The 26,413-nt window shown below is 59.8% G+C and carries 22 protein-coding genes; 9 read left to right on the top strand and 13 right to left on the bottom strand.

Features of this window, described 5'->3' with window-relative positions:
• On the bottom strand, positions 1-692 hold a 692-nt coding region (locus tag AC07V0_RS09210; RefSeq protein WP_495019548.1), incomplete at its 3' end, for a POTRA domain-containing protein.
• A 370-nt stretch (positions 693-1,062) separates the two neighbouring features.
• Positions 1,063-2,409 carry a DEAD/DEAH box helicase gene (locus AC07V0_RS09205; protein WP_007934066.1) on the bottom strand — a complete coding sequence of 449 codons (1,347 nt, stop codon included), beginning with the start codon at positions 2,407-2,409 and terminating at the stop codon, positions 1,063-1,065.
• Between the two features lie 193 nt (positions 2,410-2,602).
• Between AC07V0_RS09205 and AC07V0_RS09200 the strand changes: the two genes are divergently transcribed.
• Positions 2,603-3,901, top strand: a complete 1,299-nt coding sequence (locus AC07V0_RS09200; RefSeq protein ID WP_018926727.1) for a mechanosensitive ion channel family protein — start codon at positions 2,603-2,605, stop codon at positions 3,899-3,901.
• 110 nt (positions 3,902-4,011) lie between these two features.
• Here AC07V0_RS09200 and AC07V0_RS09195 read toward each other — a convergent pair whose 3' ends face one another.
• Entirely contained in the window at positions 4,012-4,656 is a 645-nt protein-coding gene (locus AC07V0_RS09195; RefSeq protein ID WP_007934054.1) for a hydrolase, read from the bottom strand.
• A 157-nt stretch (positions 4,657-4,813) separates the two neighbouring features.
• Here AC07V0_RS09195 and AC07V0_RS09190 point away from each other — a divergent pair, with 157 nt between their 5' ends.
• Positions 4,814-5,701 carry a LysR family transcriptional regulator gene (locus tag AC07V0_RS09190; protein ID WP_026286472.1) on the top strand — a complete coding sequence of 296 codons (888 nt, stop codon included), beginning with the start codon at positions 4,814-4,816 and terminating at the stop codon, positions 5,699-5,701.
• 6 nt (positions 5,702-5,707) lie between these two features.
• Here the strand turns inward: AC07V0_RS09190 and AC07V0_RS09185 are convergent, their stop codons facing one another.
• From AC07V0_RS09185 to AC07V0_RS09175, 3 genes are all read right to left on the bottom strand, one after another.
• The gene (locus AC07V0_RS09185) at positions 5,708-6,574 is read right to left on the bottom strand and encodes a carboxylate/amino acid/amine transporter (protein WP_086944854.1); all 867 of its coding nucleotides are present in this window, start codon (positions 6,572-6,574) and stop codon (positions 5,708-5,710) included.
• Positions 6,575-6,834: 260 nt separating this feature from the next.
• A complete protein-coding gene (locus AC07V0_RS09180; protein WP_019580787.1) occupies positions 6,835-7,434 on the bottom strand; it encodes an FMN-dependent NADH-azoreductase in 600 nt (199 codons plus the stop codon).
• 150 nt (positions 7,435-7,584) lie between these two features.
• Complete coding sequence (locus AC07V0_RS09175; RefSeq protein WP_007934049.1) at positions 7,585-7,914, bottom strand: hypothetical protein; 330 nt, start codon at positions 7,912-7,914, stop codon at positions 7,585-7,587.
• A gap of 49 nt (positions 7,915-7,963) precedes the next feature.
• Here AC07V0_RS09175 and AC07V0_RS09170 point away from each other — a divergent pair, with 49 nt between their 5' ends.
• The 5 genes from AC07V0_RS09170 (at position 7,964) to aqpZ (ending at position 13,088) form a co-directional block, all read left to right on the top strand.
• On the top strand, positions 7,964-8,887 hold the full coding sequence (locus tag AC07V0_RS09170; RefSeq protein WP_018926731.1) for a PA3225 family LysR-type transcriptional regulator: 924 nt from the start codon (positions 7,964-7,966) through the stop codon (positions 8,885-8,887).
• Positions 8,888-8,901: 14 nt separating this feature from the next.
• Positions 8,902-9,705, top strand: a complete 804-nt coding sequence (locus AC07V0_RS09165) for an alpha/beta fold hydrolase (RefSeq protein WP_086944853.1) — start codon at positions 8,902-8,904, stop codon at positions 9,703-9,705.
• Positions 9,706-9,708: 3 nt separating this feature from the next.
• Positions 9,709-10,272 (top strand): peptidylprolyl isomerase A, encoded by a 564-nt coding sequence (locus tag AC07V0_RS09160; RefSeq protein WP_007934039.1) that lies wholly within the window; start codon positions 9,709-9,711, stop codon positions 10,270-10,272.
• A gap of 88 nt (positions 10,273-10,360) precedes the next feature.
• Complete coding sequence (locus AC07V0_RS09155; protein WP_086944852.1) at positions 10,361-12,193, top strand: ABC transporter ATP-binding protein; 1,833 nt, start codon at positions 10,361-10,363, stop codon at positions 12,191-12,193.
• A 196-nt stretch (positions 12,194-12,389) separates the two neighbouring features.
• Positions 12,390-13,088 (top strand): aquaporin Z, encoded by a 699-nt coding sequence (gene aqpZ / locus AC07V0_RS09150; RefSeq protein ID WP_018926734.1) that lies wholly within the window; start codon positions 12,390-12,392, stop codon positions 13,086-13,088.
• Positions 13,089-13,122: 34 nt separating this feature from the next.
• On the opposite strand, the gene AC07V0_RS09145 is transcribed toward aqpZ, so the two are convergent.
• Positions 13,123-14,247 carry a GNAT family N-acetyltransferase gene (locus AC07V0_RS09145; protein ID WP_018926735.1) on the bottom strand — a complete coding sequence of 375 codons (1,125 nt, stop codon included), beginning with the start codon at positions 14,245-14,247 and terminating at the stop codon, positions 13,123-13,125.
• A 278-nt stretch (positions 14,248-14,525) separates the two neighbouring features.
• Between AC07V0_RS09145 and AC07V0_RS09140 the strand changes: the two genes are divergently transcribed.
• Positions 14,526-15,848 (top strand): putative porin, encoded by a 1,323-nt coding sequence (locus AC07V0_RS09140; protein WP_018926736.1) that lies wholly within the window; start codon positions 14,526-14,528, stop codon positions 15,846-15,848.
• Positions 15,849-15,979: 131 nt separating this feature from the next.
• On the opposite strand, the gene AC07V0_RS09135 is transcribed toward AC07V0_RS09140, so the two are convergent.
• The 5 genes from AC07V0_RS09135 to aceK all read right to left on the bottom strand — a co-directional run bounded on the left by AC07V0_RS09135 (position 15,980) and on the right by aceK (position 24,183).
• Positions 15,980-16,216 (bottom strand): anti-sigma factor family protein, encoded by a 237-nt coding sequence (locus AC07V0_RS09135; RefSeq protein WP_007934080.1) that lies wholly within the window; start codon positions 16,214-16,216, stop codon positions 15,980-15,982.
• On the bottom strand, positions 16,210-16,821 hold the full coding sequence (locus AC07V0_RS09130) for an RNA polymerase sigma factor (RefSeq protein WP_064619655.1): 612 nt from the start codon (positions 16,819-16,821) through the stop codon (positions 16,210-16,212). The genes AC07V0_RS09135 and AC07V0_RS09130 overlap by 7 nt, the downstream gene beginning before the upstream one ends.
• A 155-nt stretch (positions 16,822-16,976) precedes the next feature.
• A complete protein-coding gene (locus tag AC07V0_RS09125; RefSeq protein WP_019648021.1) occupies positions 16,977-18,098 on the bottom strand; it encodes a beta-ketoacyl-ACP synthase III in 1,122 nt (373 codons plus the stop codon).
• A gap of 228 nt (positions 18,099-18,326) precedes the next feature.
• Entirely contained in the window at positions 18,327-22,238 is a 3,912-nt protein-coding gene (gene hrpA, locus AC07V0_RS09120) for an ATP-dependent RNA helicase HrpA (RefSeq protein WP_018926739.1), read from the bottom strand.
• A 223-nt stretch (positions 22,239-22,461) separates the two neighbouring features.
• Positions 22,462-24,183, bottom strand: a complete 1,722-nt coding sequence (gene aceK / locus AC07V0_RS09115; RefSeq protein WP_086944851.1) for a bifunctional isocitrate dehydrogenase kinase/phosphatase — start codon at positions 24,181-24,183, stop codon at positions 22,462-22,464.
• A 128-nt stretch (positions 24,184-24,311) separates the two neighbouring features.
• Between aceK and AC07V0_RS09110 the strand changes: the two genes are divergently transcribed.
• Complete coding sequence (locus AC07V0_RS09110; RefSeq protein WP_086944850.1) at positions 24,312-25,220, top strand: DMT family transporter; 909 nt, start codon at positions 24,312-24,314, stop codon at positions 25,218-25,220.
• Positions 25,221-25,327: 107 nt separating this feature from the next.
• On the opposite strand, the gene AC07V0_RS09105 is transcribed toward AC07V0_RS09110, so the two are convergent.
• Positions 25,328-26,266, bottom strand: coding sequence for an aspartyl/asparaginyl beta-hydroxylase domain-containing protein (locus AC07V0_RS09105; RefSeq protein WP_018926742.1), 939 nt, complete (start codon positions 26,264-26,266; stop codon positions 25,328-25,330).
• Between the last annotated feature and the right edge of the window lie 147 nt (positions 26,267-26,413).

Below are 26,413 nucleotides of genomic sequence, written 5' to 3'. Positions count from 1 at the left end.
CGCGACAACCCGACACGCCACGGCTTCTGCGGGGTGTTCTTGACCAGCACCTCGCTGCCACCGACGTTCTTGCCCGGCGACAACTCCATCTGCGCCTGATTCGACGGCAAGCGGTTGAGCTGATCCACCATCTGCTCGATTTCCCGCAGATTGACCAGCTCCCCGCTCCTGCCGGGAAAAGCCATCCCCAGTTCGCGCTCCGACAGCTGGCTGCCCTCCGCGCCCTTCAACCCTTCGAGCCGGCCCTCGACCACCAGCACCTTCAGATGCCCGCCGGACAAATCCTGCTGCGGCAAGTAGGCACGGCTGGTGACCAGGCCTTTTTCGATGTAGTGATCGGTGATGACTTTCAGCAACTCGTTGAGCTGCGTGACGCCCAGGCACTGACCGATGTAAGGCTTGAGCAGGCGATTTTTCTCGCTGTCCGAAAGACTGTCGGCGCCTTTGAGTTCGATGTCCTTGATGGGGAAACAACGGGCGTCGGCCGGGGCCGTCGGTGGTGCGGGTTGGGCTGCCTTGCCGGGTAATTCCTTGAGCTCCTCGAGACGCCGACGCTGCTCGTCGAGCAAGCGGTCCTGACGTTCGCGGATCAGATCGGTTTCACCGGGGGTGGGGGCAGCGTGAGCAAGATTCAGCGGAGAAAGGCACAGCAAAGCCAGGCACAACCTCGCCACGAGGGCGGGTGGATACATGTTCGATCCCTCGAATGGAGGATGATGGCACAATAGTGGCGCGATATTAGATGGCCATTATTCTGGCGTCAATGAATGGATCCATTCGAGAAGGTTAAGGGACGACTTGTAATGGCTAAATCGGGCGCTTCCGACGAGAGCGCAGGACATTTCCTGATGTGGTGTAGAAAAATGCTCACAACGCCAAGGCGCTGTAGTCCGCAGAGAAAAAAGCCGAGAGCTAAACAGCAAGATCAAAAGATCGTCCGATCGCGGCCCGAGCCTTCGGCAGCTCCTATGGGATGAATGCCAATTCCGTGTAGGAGCTCCGATCTTTTGACGAAAAAAAACCCGGACACTGTCCGGGTTTTTATTGGATCGCTACGACGCTTTATTCAGCCGCCGGCGCTTCCGGCTTGCGACGTTTCAAAGGCGCCATGCCGTCCTTGCTGACCAGCGACAGGGCGTCGGTCTTCGGGCGGTTGGCGATTTTGCGCTTGGTCGGAGCCTTGGCGCCGGTTTTCTTCTTGTCGCCCTTGGCGTCGACCTTTTTCTTCTTCACGCCAACGGCTTTGCCCGAGGCCTTGACCTTTTTCGGTCCGCCGTAGGTGCCTTTGACTTCCTTGATGGTGCGGCGCTCGAAGCTCTGCTTGAGGTAGCGCTCGATGCTCGACATCAGGTTCCAGTCGCCGTGGCAGATCAGCGAGATGGCCAGGCCATCGTTGCCGGCGCGGCCGGTGCGACCGATGCGGTGAACGTATTCGTCGCCGCTGCGCGGCATGTCGAAGTTGATCACCAAGTCCAGGCCTTCCACGTCCAGACCGCGGGCGGCGACGTCGGTGGCCACGAGGATTTTCACCCCGCCCTGCTTCAGGCGGTCGATGGCCAGTTTGCGGTCTTTCTGGTCTTTCTCGCCGTGCAGGACGAACGCTTTGTATTCCTGTGCCACCAGGCGGCCGTAGATACGGTCGGCCATGGCCCGGGTGTTGGTGAACACGATGGCCTTCTGATAGGTCTCGTTGGCCAGCAGCCAGTTCACGATCTGTTCTTTGTGCTGGTTGTGGTCAGCGGTAATGATTTGCTGACGGGTGGTGTCGTTCAGCTGGCTGACCGCGTTGAGCTGCAAGTGCTCAGGGTTGTTCAGGACCTTGGCGATCATCTCGCGCAGGCCCGAACCGCCGGTGGTGGCGGAGAACAGCATGGTCTGCTGGCGGTTGGTGCACTCGTCCACCAGACGCTGCACGTCTTCGGCAAAGCCCATGTCGAGCATGCGGTCGGCTTCGTCGAGCACCAGCACTTCGACTTCCTTGAGGTCGAGGTTGCCGGCGTTCAGTTGCTCGATCATCCGGCCCGGCGTACCGATCAGGATGTCCGGCACCTTGCGCAGCATGGCGGCCTGGACCTTGAAGTCTTCACCGCCGGTAATCAAACCGGACTTGATGAAAGTGAACTGCGCGAAGCGCTCGACTTCCTTGATGGTTTGCTGGGCCAGCTCGCGGGTCGGCAGCAGGATCAGGGTCTTGATGCTGACGCGGACTTTGGCCGGGCCGATCAAGCGGTTGAGGATCGGCAAAACGAAGGCTGCGGTTTTGCCGCTGCCGGTTTGCGCTGTCACCCGCAGATCACGCCCTTGGAGCGCCAGCGGAATAGCCGCTGCTTGCACAGGCGTTGGCTCGACAAATTTAAGCTCGGCCACGGCTTTGAGCAGACGTTCGTGCAGGGCGAATTGGGAAAACACGGGTGCTACCTCGAAGAAATACAAAAAAACAGCTGCATAGGGTAACGGTTTCGAGCGCTAAGGCCGAGTTTCTTTATACAAACGGCTGCAAACAGTGGCTTTTTTGTTGCCTGATTTGTCTCAAAACGTCATCCGCAACCTCTTAAATGCTCTAATCGCCCCGTCGCGCCCTACAGAAGAAGCGTTTTCACTCATGGATATCAAACAGCTCTGGCTCAACGCCCAAGACCTCTGGGGTGCCCTTGATCAGCACCCGCTCCTGCATTCCACACTCGCGCTGATGTTGCTGCTGGTGGTGGCGCTGGTGCTCGGACGAGTGGCGCGTTACCTCATTCTTCATGCGACCAAAATGCTCGGCCGCCAGCCGGCGTTGCACTGGGTCAACGATTTTCGCCACAACAAAGTGTTTCATCGCCTGGCGCAAATGACGCCATCGCTGGTCATCCAGTTCGGCCTGCACCTGGTGCCGGAGTTGGGCAAGACCAGCATGAACTTCCTCGGCAACGTGGCGCTGGCGTTCACCATCCTGTTCCTGGTGCTGTCCATCAGCGCGTTGCTCAATGCCCTGCTGGACATCTATGCCCGCACCGAACACGCCCGCACCCGCTCGATCAAAGGCTATGTGCAACTGGCGAAAATGGTGTTGTTCGTGTTTGGCGCGATCATCATCGTCGCCACGTTGATCGACCGTTCGCCACTGTTGCTGCTGTCGGGTCTGGGCGCCATGTCGGCGGTGATTCTGTTGGTCTACAAGGACACCCTGTTGTCATTCGTCGCCAGCGTGCAACTGACCAGCAACGACATGCTGCGGGTCGGCGACTGGATCGAGATGCCGCAAGTCGGTGCCGACGGTGACGTGGTGGACATCACTTTGCACACGGTCAAGGTGCAGAATTTCGACAAGACAATTGTGTCGATCCCGACCTGGCGCCTGATGTCCGAGTCGTTCAAGAACTGGCGCGGCATGCAGCAGTCCGGAGGACGGCGGATCAAGCGCAGCCTGTTCATCGACGCCAGCGGCGTGCGGTTCATTCGCGATGATGAAGAGCAGAAACTGTCCCAGGTGCATTTGCTGACCGACTACATGAGCCGCAAGACAGCCGAGCTCAAGGCCTGGAACGAAGCCCAGGGCAACGTCGCGGCGATGGCGGCCAACCGTCGGCGGATGACCAACATCGGCACCTTCCGCGCCTATGCGCTGGCGTATCTGAAAAGTCACCCGGAGGTTCAGCAGAACATGACCTGCATGGTGCGGCAGATGCAGACGACGGCGCAGGGGATTCCGCTGGAAATCTATTGTTTCACCCGCACCACGGCGTGGGCGGATTACGAGCGGATTCAGGGGGATATTTTCGATTATCTGCTGGCGGTACTGCCGGAGTTCGGATTGAGTCTTTATCAGCAGCCGAGTGGCGGGGACTTAAGGGCCGGATTGCTTCCGGCCATGTTAGGCGCGAGCCACATTCCGGAGCCGGAAAAACACATCATGTAAACACCGCCCCTAAGCGAGGCTTGCCCGCGAAGGCGGAGTGTCAGTCAACATAGTTATCGACTGATACTCCGCCTTCGCGGGCAAGCCATGCTCCTACAAGGGTAACGGTGTTATTTGACCTGACGCTGCGGCGCCTTGTGCACCATGGTGTAGGCGTAATCCACGCCCATGCCATACGCGCCGCTGTGCTCCAGCACCAGTTCCATCACCGCCTCGTAAGTGTCTTTGTGTGCCCAGTCACGCTGGTATTCCAGCAGCACTTGTTGCCAGGTGACCGGCACCGCGCCTGCCTGAATCATCCGCTGCACCGACATGTCGTGAGCTTCTTTGGTGGTGCCGCCAGACGCGTCGGTCACGATGTACACCTCGTAGCCTTCAGCCAGGGCTTCCAGCGCCGGGAAGGTCAGGCAGACTTCAGTCCAGAGCGCGGCAATGATCAGCTTCTTGCGGCCGGTGGCTTTCACCGCGTCAACCAGCGCCTTGTCTTCCCAGGAGTTCATCGAGGTGCGCTCGATCGGCTTCTGCTCTGGGTGAACAGCCAGCAACTCCGGCCAGATGAAGCCGCTGAAGCTTTCGGTTTCAACTGAGGTGTAGATCGTCGGCACGTTGAAAATCTTCGCGGCCTTCGCCAGACCCACGGTGTTGTTCTTCAGGGTCTGACGGTCGATCGACTGCACGCCGAACGCCATTTGCGGCTGGTGGTCGATCAGGATCAGGGCGGAGTTGGTTGGGTTGAGCAATTCACGGTTAGACATGGCGCGTTCCTTTTGATGTCGATTTGTTTAATGAGTATTGGGTGAGTCACTTGCCTCAAGCTGTTTGCTTGCTGGCTTGGAAGTAACTTTACGGGCTAGATAAAAAAGGGACAATTCCCTAAAATCGAGAATAATTGATTCTAAAAAAGGGACAATCGTGGATCGGATCGAATGCATGCGCGCCTTTGTCGTGACGGTTGGCGAGAACGGCTTCGCAGCTGCCGCTCGCGCGATGGACGTGCCGCGATCAAAGGTGAGTAAACAGATTCAGGCGTTGGAGGAAGCAATCGGCGTGCAATTACTGCAGCGCACTACGCGCAGCCTGCACTTGACCGAGGCTGGCGCCGAGTATTTCGAGGCGGCGCGGGAGGTGTTGTCCGCGCTGGACGAGGCCGAGCAGCGCGCTCGAGACGGCATCGGCGAGCTACGTGGGGTGTTGCGGGTGAATGCGCCGATGTCGTTCGGCCTGCATCGCCTTGGACGGTTGATTCCGCTGTTCCATGAGCAGCATCCGAACATCGAGCTTCAACTGGTGCTCAGCGATCAACAGGTCGATCCAGTGCGTGGCGGCTTCGATGTGACGATTCGCATCGCCAGCATGCCAGACTCGACCATGATCGCCCGGCAACTGGCACCGGCACCGCGGATCATGGTGGCCTCCCCCGCCTATCTGGCGCGTGCAGGCATACCGCGGACCCCGCAAGACTTGCGCGCGCATCAATGCCTGAACTACGGGTATCTGCAAAGCGGCGTGAGCCTGCAGTTGTGCAATGGCAAGGAGACGCAACGGGTCAACGTTTCCGGCCCGTTGCACGCCAACAACGGCGACTTGCTCGCTCAGGCCGCCGAAGCCGGGATGGGCATCGCCCTGTTGCCTGATTTCATTGTGGAAGGCGCGTTGGCGGCAGGCCGCCTGGTGCCGGTGCTGTGCGAGTGGCAGGCACCAGCGATTACCATCAACGCGGTTTACCCTTCCTCGCGTCGCGTACCACAAAAGACCCGGGCGTTTATTGAGTTTATGGTGGCGCAGTTGGCGCCGAATTAACCCGGTTTAGTGTGCAATGACGGGTTGGCGTACACCCAACCGGCTGATCCACACCGCCGCCAGAATGACCGATCCACCCAACAACAACCGCCCCAACTCTTCATGCTGATTCCAGATCAGCAAATTGATCAGCAACCCCACCGGCACATGCAGGTTGTTCATCACCGCCAGCGTCCCGCCATTCACCAGGCACGCGCCCTTGTTCCACCAGTACAAGCCCAGCGCGGTCGAGACCAGGCCGAGGAACAGCAGCACGCCCCATTGCAGCGGCGCTTCAGGCAGGAAGTTCTGTTTGCCGAACAGCAGAAATGCCGGCAACGCCACCGCCAATGCGCCCAGATAGAAGTAGCCGAATCGCCGGTAATGCGGCAGATCGCTCGGATGGCGGGCCACCAGATGTTTATAGAGCACCTGCCCGGCGGCATAGGTGAAGTTGGCCAGTTGCAGCAACAAAAAGCCCATGAAGAAGTCCGGATTGATCCGTTCGTAGCGAATCACTGCCGCACCCGCCACGGCCACCAATGCCGCGATCAAGGCCCACGGATTGAAGCGCCGGTTCAGTGCGTCTTCGATCAGGGTCACGTGCAGCGGCGTGAGGATGGTGAACAGCAGCACTTCCGGCACCGTCAGCACGCGGAAGCTCAAATACAAACAGACATAGGTCACACCGAACTGCAGCGCGCCGATCAACAACATCCCGCGCATGAATGCCGGCTCGACCGAACGCCAGCGTGTCAGCGGAATGAACACCAGCCCCGCCAGCAGCACTCGCACAAGCACCGCGAAGTAGCTGTCGACATGACCGGCCAGGTACTCGCCGATCAAACTGAAGGAAAACGCCTGGATCAGCGTGACAAAAAGTAGATAGCCCATGCTCGCCTCGTTTTGAATGGCGGCGACGATAGCGGTTTTTGCCCGTTATCGCGAACGCTCAGCCAACAACAAGCCCGGTCCCACAGAATCATCAGCGCCCACTAAATCCCAGGCAAAAAAAAGCCCGATCTCGCTAAAGCGTTCAATCGGGCTAGAGCACTCAGGAGCAATAAGTGCAAAGGGAGGTTCGATGCGCGTGCAGGCTTGAAGGGTCGCGCCAGGTCACTAGACCATCCAGCGATTATCTGGCGATTAACGACTCAGGCGACCTGGGCCAGTTTGGCGTTGGCCTGGTTCAGGCCTTTCTCCTGGAAGTCGCCGCCCAGGTTCATGCCTTCGGCGTGAATGAACGTGACGTCGTGGATGCCGATGAAGCCCATGACCTGACGCAGGTAGGGTTCCTGGTGATCCGCGGTGCTGCCGGCGTAGATCCCGCCGCGAGCGGTCAGCACGTAGGCACGCTTGCCGCTGAGCAAACCTTGCGGGCCGGTTTCGGTGTATTTGAAGGTCACGCCGGCACGCAGCACATGGTCGAGCCAGGCTTTCAGGGTGCTCGGAATCGCGAAGTTGTACATGGGCGCTGCCATCACCAGCACGTCGGCGGCCAGCAGTTCGTCGGTCAATTGGTTGGAGCGTTCCAGCGAGGCCTGTTCGATCTCGTTGCGTTGTTCGACAGGTTTCATCCAGCCGCCCAGCAGGTTGATGTCCAGGTGCGGCACCGGGTTGACGGCCAGGTCACGGACGGTGATCTGGTCGGCCGGGTGTGCGGCTTTCCATTGGCTGATGAAGGTCTGGGTCAGCTGGCGGGAAACCGAGTCTTGCTGACGGGCGCTGCTTTCGATGATCAGAACGCGGGACATGGGATGTAGCCTCCATCTGAGAATGCTGTAGGTCGATGGAGTGAAGGTTAAACAGAGTCATATCGATGAAAAAGCGCAAATAACTGCTATAAAGCATCGATAAATTCGTTTATAAGCGAAGCATGCCCAGCCGACATGCTCCGCTTGAGGTCATTTCGGGGTGCAAGTCAGGTCGATACGCAGCTTGATGATGGTGCGGGTGAACTTGGCCGTGGCGTTTTTGTGTTTGCCGGCGGGTACGTCGATCTTGCGGGTGCGTGGCGCTTCCGGACCGTTATTGAAAACCACTTTGCAAGTGACGTCGGTGTCGCCGTAGTTGTTGACCTGAATGGAGCCGATGTCGGCGTCCGTGTCATAGGCGTTGTAGTCGACCTTCAAACCGTTGAGCTGTTTATTGACATCGATCGGATAGGCAAACGCAGTCAGAGGCAACATCGCCAACACCGCACACCCCGCCATCACACAACAGATTTTTTTCATTCGGCAGTCTCCAATAAGAGCTGCCAGCTTAGGACAAGAGGAGCTCAACATGAAAGCGCCCCGCGTGACCCTTGATCAATGGCGAACGTTGCAGGCCGTGGTCGATCACGGCGGTTTCGCCCAGGCCGCCGAAGTGCTGCACCGTTCGCAATCGTCGGTCAGCTACACCGTAGCGCGCATGCAGGACCAACTCGGCGTACCGCTGTTGCGCATCGATGGCCGCAAAGCGGTGCTCACCGAGGCCGGCGGCGTGCTGCTGCGCCGCTCCCGGCAACTGGTGAAACAGGCCAGCCAACTTGAAGACCTGGCCCACCACATGGAACAAGGCTGGGAAGCGGAAGTACGGCTGGTGGTCGACGCCGCGTACCCGAGCGCCCGCCTCGTCCGCGCCTTGACCGCGTTCATGCCGCAAAGTCGCGGTTGCCGGGTGCGGCTGCGTGAAGAAGTGTTATCGGGGGTGGAAGAAGTATTGCTCGAAGGCGTGGCCGATCTGGCCATTACCAGTTTCAGTATTCCCGGCTACCTGGGCGCGGAGCTGAGCGATGTCGAATTCATCGCGGTCGCCCACCCCGAACATGCCCTGCATCGTCTGAATCGCGAGCTGAGCTTCCAGGACCTGGAAAGCCAGATGCAAGTGGTGATCCGCGACTCCGGCCGTCAGCAACCGCGAGATGTCGGCTGGCTCGGTGCCGAACAGCGCTGGACCGTTGGCAGCCTGGCCACTGCCGCGACCTTCGTCAGCAGCGGTCTGGGCTTCGCCTGGCTACCCCGGCACATGATCGAGCGCGAACTCAAGGAAGGCACGCTCAAAGTGCTACCGTTGGATCAGGGCGGAAGCCGCAACCCGAGTTTCTATCTGTATTCGAACAAGGACAAACCCTTGGGCCCGGCCACGCAGATTCTCATCGAACTGCTGCGCACCTTTGACACCGCGCCGCTGGATGCGCCCTTCGCCGCACCCGAACAAGCCTGACACGGAGTGTACCCATGGCCTATTTCGAACATGAAGGTTGCAACCTGCACTATGAGGAATATGGTCACGGCACCCCGTTGCTGCTGGTTCACGGGTTGGGCTCCAGCACCCTGGACTGGGAAATGCAGATCCCGGCGCTCGCCGCCCACCATCGGGTGATCGTGCCGGATGTGCGCGGCCACGGGCGCTCCGACAAACCCCGCGAGCGCTACAGCATCGCCGGGTTCAGCGCCGACCTGATCGCGCTGATCGAACACTTGAACCTTGGCCCTGCACATCTTGTGGGGCTTTCGATGGGTGGCATGATCGCTTTTCAACTGGCGGTGGACCAGCCGCAACTGCTCAAGAGCCTGTGCATCGTCAACAGCGCGCCCGAGGTCAAACGGCGCAGCCGCAACGATTATTGGCAGTGGTTCAAACGCTGGAGCCTGATGCGCGTACTGAGCATGGGCACCATCGGCAAGGCTCTGGGCGCCAAACTGTTTCCCAAGCCGGAACAAGCTTCGTTACGACAAAAAATAGCGGCGCGCTGGGCAAAAAACGACAAACATGCTTATCTCGCCAGCTTCGATGCCATCGTTGGCTGGGGGGTTCAGGAACGACTTTCCAGGGTTTCGGGTCCAACCCTCGTCGTCAGCGCCGACCGTGACTACACCCCGGTCGCGCTGAAAGAAACCTATGTAAAACTGCTGCCCGATGCGCGGCTGGTGGTGATCGCCGATTCGCGCCACGCCACCCCGCTGGATCAACCCGAACGCTTCAACCAAACGCTGCTCGAGTTTCTCACCGCAGTCGACACCACCACTCAGGATCACTGACCCATGCTGAAAAAAATCGCCCTCGTCGCCGGCTCCGTTCTGTTTGCCGCCAACCTGATGGCCGCTACGCCGGCCAAGGCACCCCACGTGCTGCTGGAGACCACCAACGGCCAGATCGAAATCGAACTGGACCCGGTCAAGGCGCCGATCAGTACCAAGAACTTCCTTGAGTACGTCGACAGTGGCTTCTACAACAACACGATTTTTCACCGTGTGATTCCAGGTTTCATGGCTCAGGGCGGTGGTTTCACTGCACAGATGCAACAGAAGGAAACCAAGGCACCGATCAAAAACGAAGCCAGCAACGGCCTGCATAACGTGCGTGGCACGCTGTCGATGGCGCGTACTTCAAACCCGGATTCGGCCACCAGCCAGTTCTTCATCAACGTGGCCGATAACGCCTTCCTCGATCCGGGTCGCGACGCCGGTTACGCCGTCTTCGCCAAAGTGGTCAAGGGCATGGACGTGGTGGACATCATCGTCAACTCTCAGACCACCACCAAACAAGGCATGCAGAACGTGCCTGTCGACCCGGTGCTGATCAAGTCGGCCAAGCGCATCGACTGAGTACACCGGCAGTCTTGAGCGGTGGCCGGTCGATATCCGGCGCCGCTCATATCGTTTAAAGGAGAGCCCGTACACGGGCGGAGAACCGATGCTTTATCGCCGTTTCGAAAAACTGATCGACATTTTCCGCGACGCCCCGACGGCGGCTCCACCGAGTCGGGTTCTCTCCTTCTATACCTACTACCTCAAGCAGGTCTGGCCAATCTTCGCCGTTTTGTTGGTCGTCGGCCTGTTCGGCGCGCTGATCGAAGTGGCGCTGTTCAGTTACCTGAGTCGCATCATCGACCTGACCCAGAGCACATCCAACGTCGACTTCTTCAAGGTCCACGGCGTGGAATTGGCCTGGATGGCGGCGGTGGCGCTGATTCTGCGCCCCTTGTTCCTCGCCCTGCATGACATGCTGGTGCACCAGACCTTGAGTCCCGGCATGACCAGCCTGATCCGCTGGCAGAACCACAGTTACGTGCTCAAACAGAGCCTGAATTTCTTCCAGAACGACTTCGCCGGGCGCATCGCCCAACGCATCATGCAAACCGGCAACTCCCTGCGCGATTCTGCCGTGCAAGCGGTGGATGCGCTGTGGCACGTGCTGATCTATGCGATCAGCTCGCTGGTGCTGTTCGCCGAAGCCGACTGGCGACTGATGATCCCGCTGCTGATCTGGATCGCCGCCTACATCGGCGCGCTCTACTACTTCGTGCCGCGGGTGAAAGAGCGTTCGGTGGTGTCCTCCGATGCGCGCTCCAAACTCATGGGGCGGATCGTCGACGGCTACACCAACATCACTACCCTCAAGCTGTTCGCCCACACCAACTTCGAACAGCAGTACGCCCGCGAAGCCATTGCGGAACAGACCGAAAAAGCCCAACTGGCCGGCCGTGTGGTCACCAGCATGGACGTGGTCATCACCAGCATGAACGGCCTCTTGATCGTCGGCACCACCGGGCTGGCCCTGTGGCTGTGGACGCAGTCGCTGATCAGCGTGGGCGCGATTGCCTTGGCCACCGGGCTGGTGATCCGCATCGTCAACATGTCCGGCTGGATCATGTGGGTGGTCAACGGCATTTTTGAAAACATCGGCATGGTCCAGGACGGTTTGCAGACCATCGCCCAACCGGTCAGCGTCACCGACCGCGAACAGGCAAAACCCTTGGCAGTGGCCCGTGGCGAGGTGCGTTTCGAACACGTCGATTTCCACTACGGCAAGAAGAGCGGGATCATCGGCGGCCTCAACCTGACCATTAAGCCCGGCGAAAAAATCGGCCTGATCGGCCCCTCCGGCGCCGGCAAATCGACGTTGGTCAACCTGCTGCTGCGCCTGTATGACGTGCAGGGCGGGCGGATCCTCATCGACGGCCAGAACATCGCCGAAGTCGGGCAAGAAAGCCTGCGCGAACGCATCGGCATGATCACCCAGGACACCTCACTGCTGCACCGCTCGATCCGCGACAATCTGCTGTATGGCAAACCCGACGCCACCGACGCCGAACTCTGGGAAGCGGTGCACAAGGCCCGTGCCGACGAGTTCATCCCGCTGCTGTCGGACTCCGAAGGCCGCACCGGTTTCGATGCCCATGTCGGTGAGCGCGGGGTGAAACTCTCCGGTGGCCAGCGTCAGCGGATTGCCATCGCCCGGGTGCTGCTCAAGGACGCGCCGATCCTGATCATGGACGAAGCGACCTCGGCACTGGACTCGGAAGTCGAAGCAGCAATCCAGGAAAGCCTCGAAACCCTGATGCAGGGCAAAACCGTGATCGCCATCGCTCACCGTCTCTCGACCATTGCCCGGATGGACCGGTTGGTGGTGCTGGAAAACGGCAAGATCGCCGAAACCGGCAGCCACGCCGAACTGCTGGCCCATGGCGGTTTGTATGCACGGTTATGGCAACACCAGACCGGCGGGTTTGTCGGGATCGATTAAGCCGCGATCTTGGCGCCATCAGCCACACAGAAGAACACCAGAAACCGCCAGAGCCCGCTAACCACGGGCTCTGGCGGTTTTTTATGGTCACTGGAATTCCGTAAAAATCCTGCTGTACTCAGCCAAGGTACTGGAGGTTCCGTAGTCCATCTGCTGGATGCACAACGACAGTGTTATCTCGATAGGGAAACTCGCTATGTCTTTGTTCAAACGTTCGGCTACAGAATTGGTAGGTACGTTCTGGCTGGTATTGGGAGGGTGCGGCAGTGCGGTCCTGGCGGCAGCGTTTCCAAACGTGGGGATCGGTTTACTGGGGGTGTCCCTGGCATTCGGTTTGACGGTACTGACGATGGCCTTCGCCATCGGCCACATCTCGGGTTGTCATCTCAACCCTGCGGTTTCAGTCGGACTGGTCGTCGGCGGACGCTTCCCTGCCAAAGAACTGCCCGCCTACATCATCGCCCAGGTGATTGGCGGGATCATCGCAGCGGCCTTGCTGTACTTCATCGCCAGTGGCAAACCCGGCTTCGAACTGGCCAGCGGCCTGGCGTCCAATGGCTATGGCGAACACTCGCCAGGCGGCTACTCGATGGCGGCGGGGTTTGTCAGTGAACTGGTGATGACCGCCATGTTCATCCTGATCATTCTCGGCGCCACCGATAAACGCGCCCCGGCCGGGCTGGCGCCCATCGCCATCGGCCTGGCGCTGACCCTGATCCATCTGATCTCGATTCCGGTCACCAACACCTCGGTCAACCCGGCCCGCAGTACCGGACCGGCGCTTATTGTCGGGGGCTGGGCGATTCAACAGCTATGGCTATTCTGGCTGGCGCCGATTCTGGGGGCGGTCATCGGTGGTGTGATGTACCGCTGGCTGGGCAAAGAAGACAGTTAATCTGCGCGACTGAGCCTGCAATCAACGGCGAAGATCAACCTTGTCGGTAAGGCAAGGCGGTCTTCGCCTCTTCTGCATACCCCAGCACCCCGACGCGTTCGCGTTCGAGGAAGTCTTTCACCGCCGACTTCAAGCCCGGATGGCGCAGGTAATGCCAGGAATGGGTGATCACCGGTTCAAAGCCGCGAATCAGTTTGTGTTCGCCCTGGGCGCCGGCGTCGAAACGCTGAAAGCCGTTGGCAATGGCGTAATCCATACCCTGATAGAAACAGGTCTCGAAGTGCAGGCGATCGAACTCCGCCAGGCAACCCCAGTAACGGCCATAAAAGCTGTCGCCGCCGACCAGGCTGAAGGCCATGGCCACCGGCCGTGAACCTTGTTTGGCCAGCACCACGCGAATCGACTCCGGCATGCGCTCGGCCAGCAGACTGAAAAATTCCCGCGTCAGGTAAGGCGTCTGCCGACGCACCGCGTAGGTATTGGCGTAGCAGGCGTACACAAAGTCCCACTGCGCCTGGGTCAGCTGCCGGCCTTCCAGCCATTCGAAGTCGATGCCCTGCCCCGCCACTTGCTCACGCTCCTTGCGCATTTGCTTGCGCTTACGCGAACTGAGGGCGTCGAGAAAGTCCTGAAAATCCCGGTAATCACGATTCTGCCAGTGGTACTGACAGCCAATGCGCTGCAACCAGCCTGGCTGTTCGGCCAATGCAGCGTCGGTGAACGGATCGGTGAAATTGATGTGGGCACTGGAAAGTTTTTCTATCTCCAGATAACCCGGCAGGCTCTGCAAGAGCTCGAAACCGTCCTCGATCGTCGCCGCCAGCAATCGCGGCCCGCTGACCGGACTGAACGGCACCGCCGTCAACAGTTTGGGGTAGTAGTCGATGCCCGCACGCTCACAGGCATCGGCCCAGGCATGGTCGAACACGTATTCGCCGTAGGAGTGCCATTTGCGGTAACTGGGCAGCGCGGCGATCAGGCGCTCGCCTTCGACATGCAGCAGATGCTCGGGCTGCCAGCCGGAATGCGGGCCCAGGCTGCCGCTGTCTTCCAGTGAACCGAGGAACGCGTGGCGCAGAAACGGCTGATTCTCCGGCACCAGGGCATCCCAGGTACGGGCTGCGATTTGCGACAGTGTATGCAGACGTTGCAGCGGCATTTTCCTCTCCACATCTTGGCGTGACAGCTCCGCGAGTATCGCCGATCGCAGGGCGATCCACACGCGTCAATCCGATACAAGGCTCTGAATCGGGCATTTCGGAAACGTTTGTATCGTCATCGACCTGCCATCACTTCGCCACTGACCTGTCATAAACCATCGCGATACTGGCGCCTGTTTTTAGAGCGTCGGGTTCTACCCGGCCACTGTTTTCCGACCTTCAACTGTCGGTTGTGTCCAGGATGGTTCAGCCATCCCTCTCATCTTCGGAGATTGCTATGCGTCTTGCTTCCACGAAAACTGCGGCGGCCTTGTGTGGTGGCCTGCTGCTGGCCATGAGTGTTCCAGCCAGTGCCGCAGTCGACGCCAAACTGCTCGACATGCTCAAGGCTAACGGTTCTATTTCCCAGGCGCAGTACGTTGAACTGCAAGCCGAACTGGCCAAGGATCAGAAGGCCCAGCAAATCGCGCAGCAGGCGCAGCAAGAGACCAACGAACAAATAGCGGTCGCCGCGAAGAAAGCCAACGAGTTGAGCGCCTTCGACCAGAAGCTGGCCTGGGCCGCCAAGACCCAGTTCAAGGGCGACGTTCGCGTACGCCAGGAAACGGTCAAGATCGACGGCGAACCCAACAACGGTGGCCGTGACAAGGATCGTCAACGCATCCGCGCCCGTCTGGGTGCCTACAGCGAAATCAACCCGCAAGTGGACACCGGCATCCGCATTGCCACCGGCGGCGGTGACGATGCTCGCTCGACCAACCAGGACATGGACAACTACTTCGACAAGAAGCAGATCTGGCTGGATCTGGGCTACATCGACTACCACCCGGACGCCATCAAAAACCTGCATGTGATCGGCGGCAAGATGCTGCAACCGTGGGTCAGCATGGGTGATGTGATCTGGGACAGTGATATCAACCCGGAAGGTCTGGCAGTGACCTACAAATACCCGCTGGGCAGCAGTGCCGAACTGTTCGGTAGCCTGGGCAACTACAACCTCAAGGACAACGTCGACGGCGAAGGCGTGCAATTTCGTCACGACCTGCGTCTGACCGCCGGCCAGTTGGGCAGCCGTTTCGCCATCACCGACAACCTGAAACTGACCGTCGGCGGCAGCGTCTATGCCTACCAGAACGACGAAGACAGCCGTTGCACCGGCACCTCCACACCGTGCGCCCTGGCCGTCAACGGCAACTCGGCCAACAACGAGTTCCGCCTGTACGAAGGCTTCAGCCAGATCGATATCGGCGGCCTGCCGATGCCGCTGTCGTTCTACGGCCAATACGTGAAGAACAACGATGCCGTGACCGATCAGGACACTGCCTGGCTAGTCGGTGCCAAATCGAAAGTCTTCGGTTTCAACCTCGACTACAACTACCGCGACGTGCAGCGTAACGCCGTGGTCGGCGCCTTCACCGACTCGGACTTCGCCAACGGCACCACCGGTTCTCGCGGTCACAAGTTCAAAGTCGGTTACGACATCGACAAGAACTTCGCCCTCGGTGCCACTTACTTCCTGACTAAAGCCGACTTCTCCAGCCGTACCCAGCGTGATGCCAACACCAACACGCTGCAACTGGACGCGGAAGCGAAGTTCTAAGCTGCGAAGCCACACACTTCAAACGATGCGGTTTACATACGGTCGTGTCGTTTGAAGAGGTTCAACAGTCTGGCGCGGGGCAACGATCCCCATCATCCGTTCGTTTCACCCGCGCCGGCCTGTGCTTTCCTTCAGGAACGATCTTTACGCCGCTGCGCCGCCAGCCGCTCGGCCAGCGCCTCCACATCCTCGACCGGCTTCTGCGGCATCACCCGCAAGGTCGCCTGCATCAACCGCATCTGCCGAATGAATCGCCGACAATTGGGGCAAAACATCAAGTGATGCCGCATCATCAGACGCTCGCGAAAACTCAACTGGCCATCGAGATAATCACTGGAGCGCGCCACTTGTTCCTTACAGGTCAGCATTCGCCGGTTTCCTCAAAATGTTCTACGGTCGCAAAGACCTTCAACCGTGCCCGATGCAGCAGCACACGAACATTGGAGAGCGAGATTTCCAGAAGATTACAGATCTCCTCCAACTCCAGCCCCTGTCGCTCGCGCAACAGTAAAACACTGCTTTGCAGTTCCGACAGGCTGAGCAGCGTGTGCTCCAGGCATTCGCGCAGTTCGCTTTCAGTCAACAGCGCCTCTGGCGTGTCCTGATGCCAGGCAAACGGCGCCACCAGCCAATGACCATCGCTCGATGAAAAACGATCATCATCGATCGTGCCATGGGGCGACGGCAGGTCATCGAGCAACACTTCCCGGCGGTTTTGCTTGTAGCGGCTCTTGGCCGAGTTGGCGGTGATAGTCAGCAGCCAGGTCTTGAGGCTCGAACGTCCCTCGAATCCGCTCAGGTTACGCACAACCGATAGCCAGGCATCCTGAACGATTTCGTCGGCATGCCGGTTGCCCACAATAGCGTAGGCCACCGCACGCATGGCGCTCTGATAAGTGCTGACCAACTCTTTGAAAGCCTTTTGTTCACCTGCCAGCAAGCGCTCAAGCAGTTGCGCGTCGTCAGCCGCCATTAACAACCCCCTTGTTCTGACCTCGAAAATGAAAACAGCAGGACTTCGCCTGTAGGCATCGTCCTGCTGGAATTTCCGAAAATTACAGCCTTCCGACTATTTCGAATGTAGGAAAAGTCATCACAAGCCAGAGGAAAGAACAACAACCCCTTCGATCAACGTTTGCGCAATATCACGCTGCCAATCGAATAACCGGCGCCGAACGAACTGAGCACAGCCAGCGAACCGCTGACCAGATCGTCCTGATTCTTGTGGAACGAAATCACCGAACCGGCGGAGCTGGTGTTGGCGTAGGTGTCGAGAATCACCGGGGCTTCTGCTTCAGTGGCTTCGCGGCCCAGCAGCTTCTTGACGATCAGGTGGTTCATGCTGAGGTTGGCCTGGTGCAGCCAGAAACGCTTCACGTCACTGACGTTGAGCTGGTTTTCTTCCAGGTGCGTGGCGATCAGCTCGGCAACCATCGGGCAGACATCGCGGAACACCTTGCGGCCTTCCTGGACGAACAGCTTGTCGGGGGCACCGATGCCCTCTTCCGCGGCGCGGTTGAGGAAGCCGAAGTTGTTGCGGATGTTGTTGGAGAACTTGGTCAGCAGTTTGGTGCTGACCACGTCGAACTGGTACTTGGAGGTCGCCAGATCGGCGCGCTCGATGATCACCGCAGTGGCGGCGTCGCCGAAGATGAAGTGGCTGTCGCGGTCACGGAAATTCAGGTGACCGGTGCAGACTTCCGGGTTAACCATCAGGATCGCCCGGGCCTGGCCCAGTTGCACACTGTTGGCGGCGGCCTGGATACCGAAGGTTGCCGAGGAGCACGCCACGTTCATGTCGTAACCGAAACCCTGGATACCCAGCGCTTCCTGAACTTCGATGGCGATGGCCGGGTAGGCGCGTTGCAGGTTGGAGCAGGCGACGATTACACCGTCGATGTCAGCGGCGGTCTTGCCGGCACGCTGCAAGGCTTGCTCGGCCGCGCCAATGGCCATCTGGCACAGCACCGACCACTCGTCGTTGGAGCGCTCGGGCAAGCGTGGCGCCATGCGTTGCGGGTCGAGGATGCCCTCTTTGTCCATGACAAAGCGGCTTTTGATGCCGGAGGCTTTTTCGATAAACGCTGCGCTGGATTCGGTCAATGCCTGGATTTCGCCGCGCTCAATGGCCTCGGCGTTGTCGGCGTTGAACTGCGCGACGTAAGCGTTGAAAGACTGCACCAGCTCTTCGTTGGAGATGCTGTTGGCCGGGGTGTACAAGCCGGTGCCGCTGATGACGACGTTATGCATGGTCGTTTCTCTAATCCGTTCAGGCAGAAAGCGCTGGCACCGACGTACCAACACACAAAGGGTCTATTCCAGGTTCCGGACGCAAACCTGGCATCGCTTTATTCCGATCCGCCTGGGCCCGTGGAGGCTGAAAACCGCGGGGCCGGCGTTTATAGGCGCGAAGTTTGCCATAAACGCTGGCTTTTGGCGCCTTTTGCTGAGTCGAACTCATACCCGCTCCCACAGGGTTCAGGGCTCGACTTGTGTCCATTGCTTGCTCAAGCGCTTGTCGGAGATCGGCACCTTGGTTCCCAATTGCTGTGCGAACAGCGAAACCCGGTATTCCTCCAGCCACCAGCGATAAAGCTCCAGCTGCGGATCGCGCTTGCCTTCCTGGGCGTGTTTGTTGGCGCGGGTCTGGTATTGGGTCCAAAGGCCAGACAATTCTCCGCTCCAGACCCGGTCCTTCTGCACCTGAGCACCGAGTTTCTCGAAACGCTGCTCGACTGCTTTCAGGTAACGCGGCAGTTCCTTGAGCCACGGCATCGGCGTTTCCCGCACGAACCCCGGGTACACCAGATGGCTGAGCTGCTGCTTGATGTCGTTCAAGGCCACGGCTTGCGCCAGGTCGATCTTGCCCTTGAAGCGTTTTTGCAGGCCGTGCCAGTGCTTGAGAATCTCCAGGGTCAGCCTGGCCAGACGCTCGGCGTGCTCGGTCCAGGCACCGCGTTTACGTTCGGCCAGGGACGCCAGTGCGGCACCATCGCGTGGCAACGGGTCTTCGCCGTCGAGGATGCAACTGTCCAGACTGGCCAGCAGAATGTCTTCCACCAGGCTGTCGATGCGCCCCAGCTCGCGGTACATCAGGCCCAACTCGGTCAGCCCCGGCAACTTGCCGCGCAAGAACTTCGCCGGCTCCGCCAGTTGTTGCATCAGCAAGCGCTGCAAGGCCCGGCGATGCTGGAACTCGGCTTCGGCCGGGGTCGAGAAACGTCCTTCCTTGACCGTCCCGGCCTCTTCCACCAGCGCCGGATACACCGTCATCGACAGTCCGGCGATCTTCTGCTGGGTTTTCTCGGCGACGGCGGCAAAGACTTTCGCCTCCACCGGTTGCTGGCTTTTCGCGGTTTGCGGCACGGCCAAGGCGGCCTGGCTGGCCTCGGCAAAGCGTGCGGTCAACTCCGCCAGATCACGCCCTTCGCCAAGGAACTTGCCCTGGCCGTCGACGATTTCCAGGTTCATCCGCAAATGGCTTTCGACCTGCTGCGACGCTTCGGCCCAGGCCTCATCGCTGACCCTCGCGCCGGTCATGCGCAATAACTCGCGGCCCAGCGCCAGAGGCAATGAGCCCTCGCCGAAAGTCATGCGCTGCATCGCGGCTTTGACGAAATCCGGCACCGGCACGAAATTCTTGCGCAGGGCCTTGGGCAGGTTGCGCACCAGCGCAATGCACTTGGCCTCGATCACGCCTGGCACCAGCCATTCCAGGCGTTCCGGCGGCAGCATCGGCAACAACGGCGCCGGTACGCGCAAGGTCACGCCGTCACGTGGGTGATTGGGTTCGAAATGATAACTGAGCGCCAGCTCCAGATCGCCGATGTGCAGGGTGTCCGGGTAATGCGCGGCGGTGACTTCACTGGCTTCGCGGGCCAGCACGTCCTCTTCGCGCATGATCAGCAGCTGCGGGTCTTTCTGGCTGTTGATCCGGTACCAACTGTCGAAGGTCGCGGTCTGGTGGATCTCCGCCGGCAAGCGCGCATCGTAGAAGGCGAACAGGGTTTCTTCGTCGGCCAGAATGTCTCGGCGACGCGCCTTGGCTTCCAGTTCGTCGAGCTGTTCCAGCAGTTGCTTGTTGGCCGTCAGGCACTTGGCTTTGGATTGAATCTCGCCACGCACCAAGGCTTCGCGAATAAACAATTCGCGGGACACCACCGGGTCGACCGGCCCGTAATGCACCGGCCGGCGTCCGACTACGATCAGCCCGAACAGGGTGATTTGCTCGAAGGCCACGACCTGCCCACGCCTCTTCTCCCAATGAGGTTCGAAGTGGTTTTTCTTGATCAGGTGCCCGGCCAGCGGCTCGATCCAGTCGGCGTCGATCTTGGCGACCATCCGCGCGTACAGCTTGGTGGTTTCCACCAGTTCGGCGGTCATCAGCCATTGCGGGCGTTTCTTGCCCAGTCCCGACGACGGGTGAATCCAGAAGCGTCGCTGACGGGCACCGAGGTAATCGCCATCTTCGGTTTTCTGGCCGATCTGGCTGAGCAACCCCGACAGCACGGCTTTGTGCAGCTTAGGGTAATCCGCCGGCTCTTTGTTGAGGCTCAGCTGCATGTCGCGGCAGATCAGGCTCAACTGGCGATGGGAATCGCGCCACTCGCGCAGGCGCAGGTAATTGAGGAAGTTCTTGCGGCACCAGTTACGCAGCGGACTGGCCGTCAGTGCCTGGCGCTGTTCTTCAAAACCCCGCCACAGATTGACCAGCCCGGCGAAGTCCGAGTCCACGTCTTTCCACTGGGCGTGGGCCTGATCGGCGGCTTGCTGACGCTCCGGCGGACGCTCGCGCGGGTCCTGGATCGACATGGCGCTGGCGACAATCAGCACTTCCTGCAAGCTGCCGAGTTTGGCCGCTTCCAGCAGCATTCGGCCCATGCGCGGGTCCACCGGCAGCCGCGCCAGTTGCCGGCCGAGCGGGGTCAGCTGGCTGTTGCGGTCCACCGCCGAGAGTTCTTGCAGCAGGTTGAAACCGTCGCTGATGGCCTTGCCGTCCGGCGGTTCGATAAACGGGAAATCAGTGATCTCGCCGAGGCGCAGATGGAGCATCTGCAGAATCACCGCCGCGAGGTTGGTCCGCAGGATTTCCGGGTCGGTGAATTCCGGCCGACCGATGAAATCTTCTTCGCTGTACAAGCGCACGCAAATACCCGGCTCGACCCGCCCGCAGCGACCTTTACGCTGGTTGGCACTGGCCTGGGAAATCGCTTCGATCGGCAAACGCTGGACCTTGGCGCGGTAGCTGTAACGACTGATGCGCGCGGTGCCGCTGTCGATCACGTAACGAATGCCCGGCACCGTCAGAGAGGTTTCCGCAACGTTGGTCGCCAGAACCACTCGACGCCCCGGATGCGACTGGAAAATCCGCTGCTGCTCGGCCGGCGACAGCCGTGCGTACAACGGCAGAATCTCGGTGTGCTTGAGCTGTGCCTTGCGCAGCATGTCCGCCGCGTCGCGAATCTCGCGCTCGCCGGGCAGGAACACCAGCACGTCGCCGGGGCTCTTGCGCTCACTGCGTTCGAACGCGGCGATTTCGTCGAGGGTGGCTAGGATCGCCTGATCCACGGTCAGGTCATCCTCGACACGGTTGCCCTCCTCGTCCTGCTCCAGGGTCAGCGGGCGATACCAGGTTTCCACCGGGAAGGTGCGGCCGGAGACTTCGACAATCGGCGCATCGTCGAAGTGCTTGGAGAAGCGCTCCAGGTCGATGGTGGCCGAGGTGATGATGACTTTCAGGTCTGGACGACGGGGCAGCAGGGTTTTCAGGTAACCGAGCAGGAAGTCGATGTTCAGGCTGCGTTCGTGGGCTTCGTCGACGATGATCGTGTCGTAGCGCTCGAGGTAGCGGTCGTTCTGGGTTTCCGCCAGCAGGATGCCGTCGGTCATCAGTTTGATCAGGGTGTTGGCATCGCTCTGGTCCTCGAACCGCACCTGATAGCCCACCAGCGCACCCAACGGTGTCGCCAACTCTTCAGCGACCCGGCTCGCCACGCTGCGGGCGGCGATTCGACGCGGCTGGGTATGGCCGATCAGGCCGTGCTGGCCGCGGCCGATTTCCAGGCAGATCTTCGGCAACTGGGTGGTTTTACCCGAACCGGTTTCGCCGGCAATGATCAGCACCTGATGTTTGAGCAACGCCGCTTTGATTTCGTCGCGCTTGGCGGCGATCGGCAGGCTGTCGTCGTAGCGAATCACCGGCAGGCTGGCGCGCCGCGCCAACACCTGATCACAGGACGCCTGTGTGCGCGTCACCCACTGGGCCAGCTTGGCCTCGTCAGGTTTCTTGCGCAGCTCAAGCAACTGCCGCCGCAGCCGGTGGCGGTCGGCGAGCATGGCGTGATCGAGGTTTTTCAGCAGTTTGTCGATGGAAGGCGATTCGTCAGTCATCAGGTACGCAAAAGTCGTCTAGTGGCGCAGGAGGCGGATTGTCGCAGATTTGGGCTGCTGAGTGACGCGCTTTTGTGGCGAGGGAGCTTGCTCCCGTTCGGCTGCGAAGCAGTCGTAAACCTGTCATCGCGGCTGTCTGAATCTGCGCGATGAATGGTTTTGGGGTCGCTTCGCAACCCAGCGGGAGCAAGCTCCCTCGCCACAGTGTGTTCGCTCAGACGAGTTATTCGTTATCCAGCCCCTTGCGCCGATACGGAAACACATCAATCACCTTCCCCGCCCGAATTGCTTCCTGCAGCCCCTTCCAGTAATCGGCGTTGTACAGCTCGCCGTGCAACTGATCGAACAACTTTCGCTGCCCGGAATCGGCAAACAGGAACGGTGGAAACTCCTCGGGGAACACGTCCAGTGGCCCGATCGAGTACCACGGTTCGGAGGCCATTTCGTCTTCCGGCGTGCGCGGTTGCGGGATGTGGCGGAAGTTGGCTTCGGTCAGGAAGCAAATTTCGTCGTAGTCATAGAACACCACGCGACCGTGACGGGTGACGCCAAAGTTTTTCAACAGCATGTCGCCGGGGAAAATGTTCGCCGCCGCCAGTTGCTTGATCGCCAGGCCATAATCTTCCAGCGCCTCGCGCACCTGCGCTTCGTTGGCGTGTTCCAGATAAAGGTTCAACGGCGTCATCCGGCGTTCGGTCCAGCAGTGACGGATCAGCACCGTATCGCCTTCCACCGACACCGTGGACGGCGCCACTTCAAGCAGTTCTTCCAGGCATGCCGGCTCAAACTTGCTCAGGGGGAAACGGAAGTCGGCGAACTCCTGGGTGTCGGCCATGCGCCCGACCCGGTCGACGCTTTTTACCAGGCGATACTTTTCGATCACCGTGGCACGGTCGACGTTTTTCGACGGTGAGAAGCGGTCCTTGATGATTTTGAATACGGTGTTGAAGCCCGGCAGCGTAAACACGCTCATGACCATCCCGCGCACGCCGGGGGCCATGATGAACTGGTCGTCGGTGTTGGCCAGGTGATTGATCAGCGCCCGGTAGAACTCGGACTTGCCATGCTTGTAGAAGCCGATCGAGGTGTACAGCTCGGCGATGTGTTTGCCTGGCAGGATGCGTTTGAGAAAGCCGATGAACTCCGCCGGTACCGGCACATCGACCATGAAGTACGAACGGGTGAAGGAGAAGATGATCGACACCTCCGCCTCGTCGGTGATCAGTGCATCGATCTGGATGCCCCGCCCTTCGCGGTGCAGCAGCGGAATCACCAGTGGCCATTGATCGTCCTGGGTGAAGATGCGCCCCACCAGATAGGCACCTTTGTTGCGGTAAAGCACCGAGGAAAACAGCTCGACACTCAGTTCCGGGTCCTTGCAGACCCAGTCCGGCAGGTTCTCGCGCAATTGCGCTTCGAGGCGGCGCAGGTCGCCGGGCAAATCGGCGTAATCCTCGCTGAAGCGATAGTCGGTAAAAATACTCGCGAGCATGCCGGACAACTGGCCATGGGGCTTGTAGGTGCGGGTTTGCGCCGCCCGGGCGCGGCGCAGGCTTGGCCGCGTGGTGTGGATGAACATGCAGCCGTCGCTGATCAGGTCGTGGCTGAACAGCCCGCAGAAAATCGAGTTGTACCAGGTCTCGGACAGCTCATCGTCGAAGCGCAGGTCGATCAGGCTGATATAGGCGCTTTTGACCAACGGCCAGCTGCTGACGTCCATCAGCACATCGGCGGCGAACGACTGATGCAGGCGCCCGACCGTTTCGCCGACTTTCTCTTCGTAGAGGTTGATCCGCGCCGCCGACGCGACTTGTGTCGCCTGCCACTGGGCTTGCTCGAAGCGGCCTCGGGCACCGTCGGTGATCTGACGGAAATGCTCGCGGTAATCGTCAAAGCCATCGAGGATCATTCGGGCGATGTCGGCGGCTGGCCATTGCTGCGGCATGGTGAAACCTCTGCGGCTGTTCTTATCGTTGGAGCTTGAGCTTAGTGGCCCCGTGTGACGCAACGCAACCATTGCCTTGTACCCCGACTGGCGCGACACTTGCGCGCCAATCAAGGAAGGAAAGTGCTGTGAACCCCGTCGATATCCTGCGTTTGTTGTCACTTGCCGCCATTTGGGGGGCGAGCTTTCTGTTCATGCGCATTATCGCCCCAGTGATTGGCACAATCCCCACTGCCTTTTTCCGTGTATCGATTGCCGCTGTCGGGCTGCTGGTGATCGTCGGGCTGCTGCGTATCAGCTGGGATTTCAAAGGCAAACTCAAGACGGTGATGCTGCTCGGAGTGATCAACTCAGGGGTTCCGGCGACGCTCTATTCCGTGGCCGCGCAAGTGCTGCCGGCGGGCTATTCGGCGATTTTCAACGCCACCACGCCCTTGATGGGCGTGTTGATCGGCGGGTTGTTCTTCAGTGAAAAACTCACCGGAGCGAAGGTCTGCGGGGTGTTTCTCGGACTGTTTGGCGTCGGCATCCTCACCCGTGCAGGTCCGGTGGCGTTCGATATGCAACTGCTGATGGGCGCACTGGCGTGCCTGATGGCTACCACCTGTTATGGCTTTGCCGGCTTCCTCGCCCGCCGCTGGCTCGACCAGGCCGGCGGCCTCGACAGTCGCCTGTCGGCCCTGGGCAGCATGCTCGGCGCCACCTTGTTTTTGCTGCCGCTGTTCGGCTACAGCATGATCAGCCAGCCACCGGCGAGCTGGGGCGGCTGGAGTGTCTGGTTGTCGTTGCTGGGATTGGGCTTGGGCTGCACCGCGTTTGCCTACATCGTTTACTTCCGTTTGCTCAGCTCGATCGGCCCGGTGAAGTCGATGACCGTGACCTTCATGATTCCACCGTTCGGGGTGTTGTGGGGCGCGCTGTTGCTGGATGAGCCGCTGTCGATGGCGCACCTCTATGGCGGAGTGTTGATTGCGGCGGCGTTGTGGCTGGTGTTGAAGCCGGCAGTGGTGAAGCCGGTTGAGGTGGTTGCCCGATAAAACGCCTTCGCAGGCAAGTCGGATCACTTACAAGGCCCGGAGCTCATGAGCAAGCGCGCATAAAAAAACCGCTCCCAAGGAGCGGTTTTTTTATTCCATGGTCGGCCTCAACCGAACAACCAATACCCCAACAACGTCAACACCACCACCGCCAGCACCGGTCGCAGCACGCGATAGGCCTTGGGGTTGCGGCGCTTCCACTGCTTGACCATACCGCTGAATTTGTCGCTGAAAGTCTTGCTCCAGGCATAAGCCTGGTTAATCCCACCAACGCGCTCATCGTCAAGGTTCTGCGGCGCAGTAGCACGCCCCAGCCAGCCGCTGATCCAGCGGTTGATGCGGGTCATCAGGCGGTTGCTCAAGGGACGTTCGATGTCGCAGAACAGGATGACGCGGGTTTGCTCGGTTTCGTTCTTGACCCAGTGCACGTAGGTTTCATCGAACATCACGTCTTCGCCATCACGCCAGGCGTAGACCTGACCGTCGACGAAGATGCGGCAATCATCGGAGTTCGGCGTCGACAACCCCAGGTGATAACGCAGGGAACCGGCGAACGGGTCGCGGTGCGGGTTGAGGTGGCTACCGCCCGGCAACAGCGCAAACATCGCGCCTTTCACATTGGGGATGCGGCTGACCAGCTCGACGGTTTTCGGGCAGAGCAATTCAGCCGATGGCAGCGGTTTGTCGTACCACTTGAGGTAGAAACGCTTCCAGCCCTTCTTGAAGAACGAACCGAAACCGGCGTCGTTGTTCTTTTCGGCGGCGCGAATGTAGCCCTCGTCGAACAGGTGCATGGCTTCGTCGCGGATAACTTCCCAGTTGTCCCTGAGCACGTCGAGCTCCGGGAACTTGCTGCGGTCCAGATAGGGTTTGGACGGCACACCGGAGAACAGGTACATCAAGGCGTTATAGGGCGCGAACAGGGCCGAGTGATTGACGAACTGACGCAGGACCGGCAAACGCGCCTTGCCACGCAAATGCACATAGAGCGTGCTGCCGAGGAACAGCAGCAACACCGACGCCTTCGCGACAAAGGAAAAGCTCATCTACGACTCCTTGAGAATAGGAAACTCCGCACAACGCCTTTTACCCGACGTGGCAGTCGGCCATGATAAACACTACCGGCCTCGGGAAAAACCCGTATTACTCAACATTCAGTGTTAAGGATTGTGCAATAAAGCACTTCTTAACAT

It is taken from the genome of Pseudomonas sp. GW821-FHT01E10 (genome assembly GCF_059422365.1).
Note: the sequence above shows the minus strand (reverse complement) of the source record. Positions and strands in the feature narration are given on the sequence as shown.

Excerpts from the sequence above, each read along its gene's own strand:
- AC07V0_RS09200 (WP_018926727.1), top strand. The coding sequence starts at position 2,603 with ATGGATATCAAACAGCTCTGGCTCAACGCCCAAGACCTCTGGGGTGCC.
- AC07V0_RS09195 (WP_007934054.1), bottom strand. The coding sequence starts at position 4,656 with ATGTCTAACCGTGAATTGCTCAACCCAACCAACTCCGCCCTGATCCTG.
- AC07V0_RS09185 (WP_086944854.1), bottom strand. The coding sequence starts at position 6,574 with ATGGGCTATCTACTTTTTGTCACGCTGATCCAGGCGTTTTCCTTCAGT.
- AC07V0_RS09180 (WP_019580787.1), bottom strand. The coding sequence starts at position 7,434 with ATGTCCCGCGTTCTGATCATCGAAAGCAGCGCCCGTCAGCAAGACTCG.
- AC07V0_RS09175 (WP_007934049.1), bottom strand. The coding sequence starts at position 7,914 with ATGAAAAAAATCTGTTGTGTGATGGCGGGGTGTGCGGTGTTGGCGATG.
- AC07V0_RS09170 (WP_018926731.1), top strand. The coding sequence starts at position 7,964 with ATGAAAGCGCCCCGCGTGACCCTTGATCAATGGCGAACGTTGCAGGCC.
- AC07V0_RS09165 (WP_086944853.1), top strand. The coding sequence starts at position 8,902 with ATGGCCTATTTCGAACATGAAGGTTGCAACCTGCACTATGAGGAATAT.
- AC07V0_RS09160 (WP_007934039.1), top strand. The coding sequence starts at position 9,709 with ATGCTGAAAAAAATCGCCCTCGTCGCCGGCTCCGTTCTGTTTGCCGCC.
- AC07V0_RS09155 (WP_086944852.1), top strand. The coding sequence starts at position 10,361 with ATGCTTTATCGCCGTTTCGAAAAACTGATCGACATTTTCCGCGACGCC.
- aqpZ (WP_018926734.1), top strand. The coding sequence starts at position 12,390 with ATGTCTTTGTTCAAACGTTCGGCTACAGAATTGGTAGGTACGTTCTGG.
- AC07V0_RS09145 (WP_018926735.1), bottom strand. The coding sequence starts at position 14,247 with ATGCCGCTGCAACGTCTGCATACACTGTCGCAAATCGCAGCCCGTACC.
- AC07V0_RS09140 (WP_018926736.1), top strand. The coding sequence starts at position 14,526 with ATGCGTCTTGCTTCCACGAAAACTGCGGCGGCCTTGTGTGGTGGCCTG.
- AC07V0_RS09135 (WP_007934080.1), bottom strand. The coding sequence starts at position 16,216 with ATGCTGACCTGTAAGGAACAAGTGGCGCGCTCCAGTGATTATCTCGAT.
- AC07V0_RS09130 (WP_064619655.1), bottom strand. The coding sequence starts at position 16,821 with ATGGCGGCTGACGACGCGCAACTGCTTGAGCGCTTGCTGGCAGGTGAA.
- AC07V0_RS09125 (WP_019648021.1), bottom strand. The coding sequence starts at position 18,098 with ATGCATAACGTCGTCATCAGCGGCACCGGCTTGTACACCCCGGCCAAC.
- hrpA (WP_018926739.1), bottom strand. The coding sequence starts at position 22,238 with ATGACTGACGAATCGCCTTCCATCGACAAACTGCTGAAAAACCTCGAT.
- aceK (WP_086944851.1), bottom strand. The coding sequence starts at position 24,183 with ATGCCGCAGCAATGGCCAGCCGCCGACATCGCCCGAATGATCCTCGAT.
- AC07V0_RS09105 (WP_018926742.1), bottom strand. The coding sequence starts at position 26,266 with ATGAGCTTTTCCTTTGTCGCGAAGGCGTCGGTGTTGCTGCTGTTCCTC.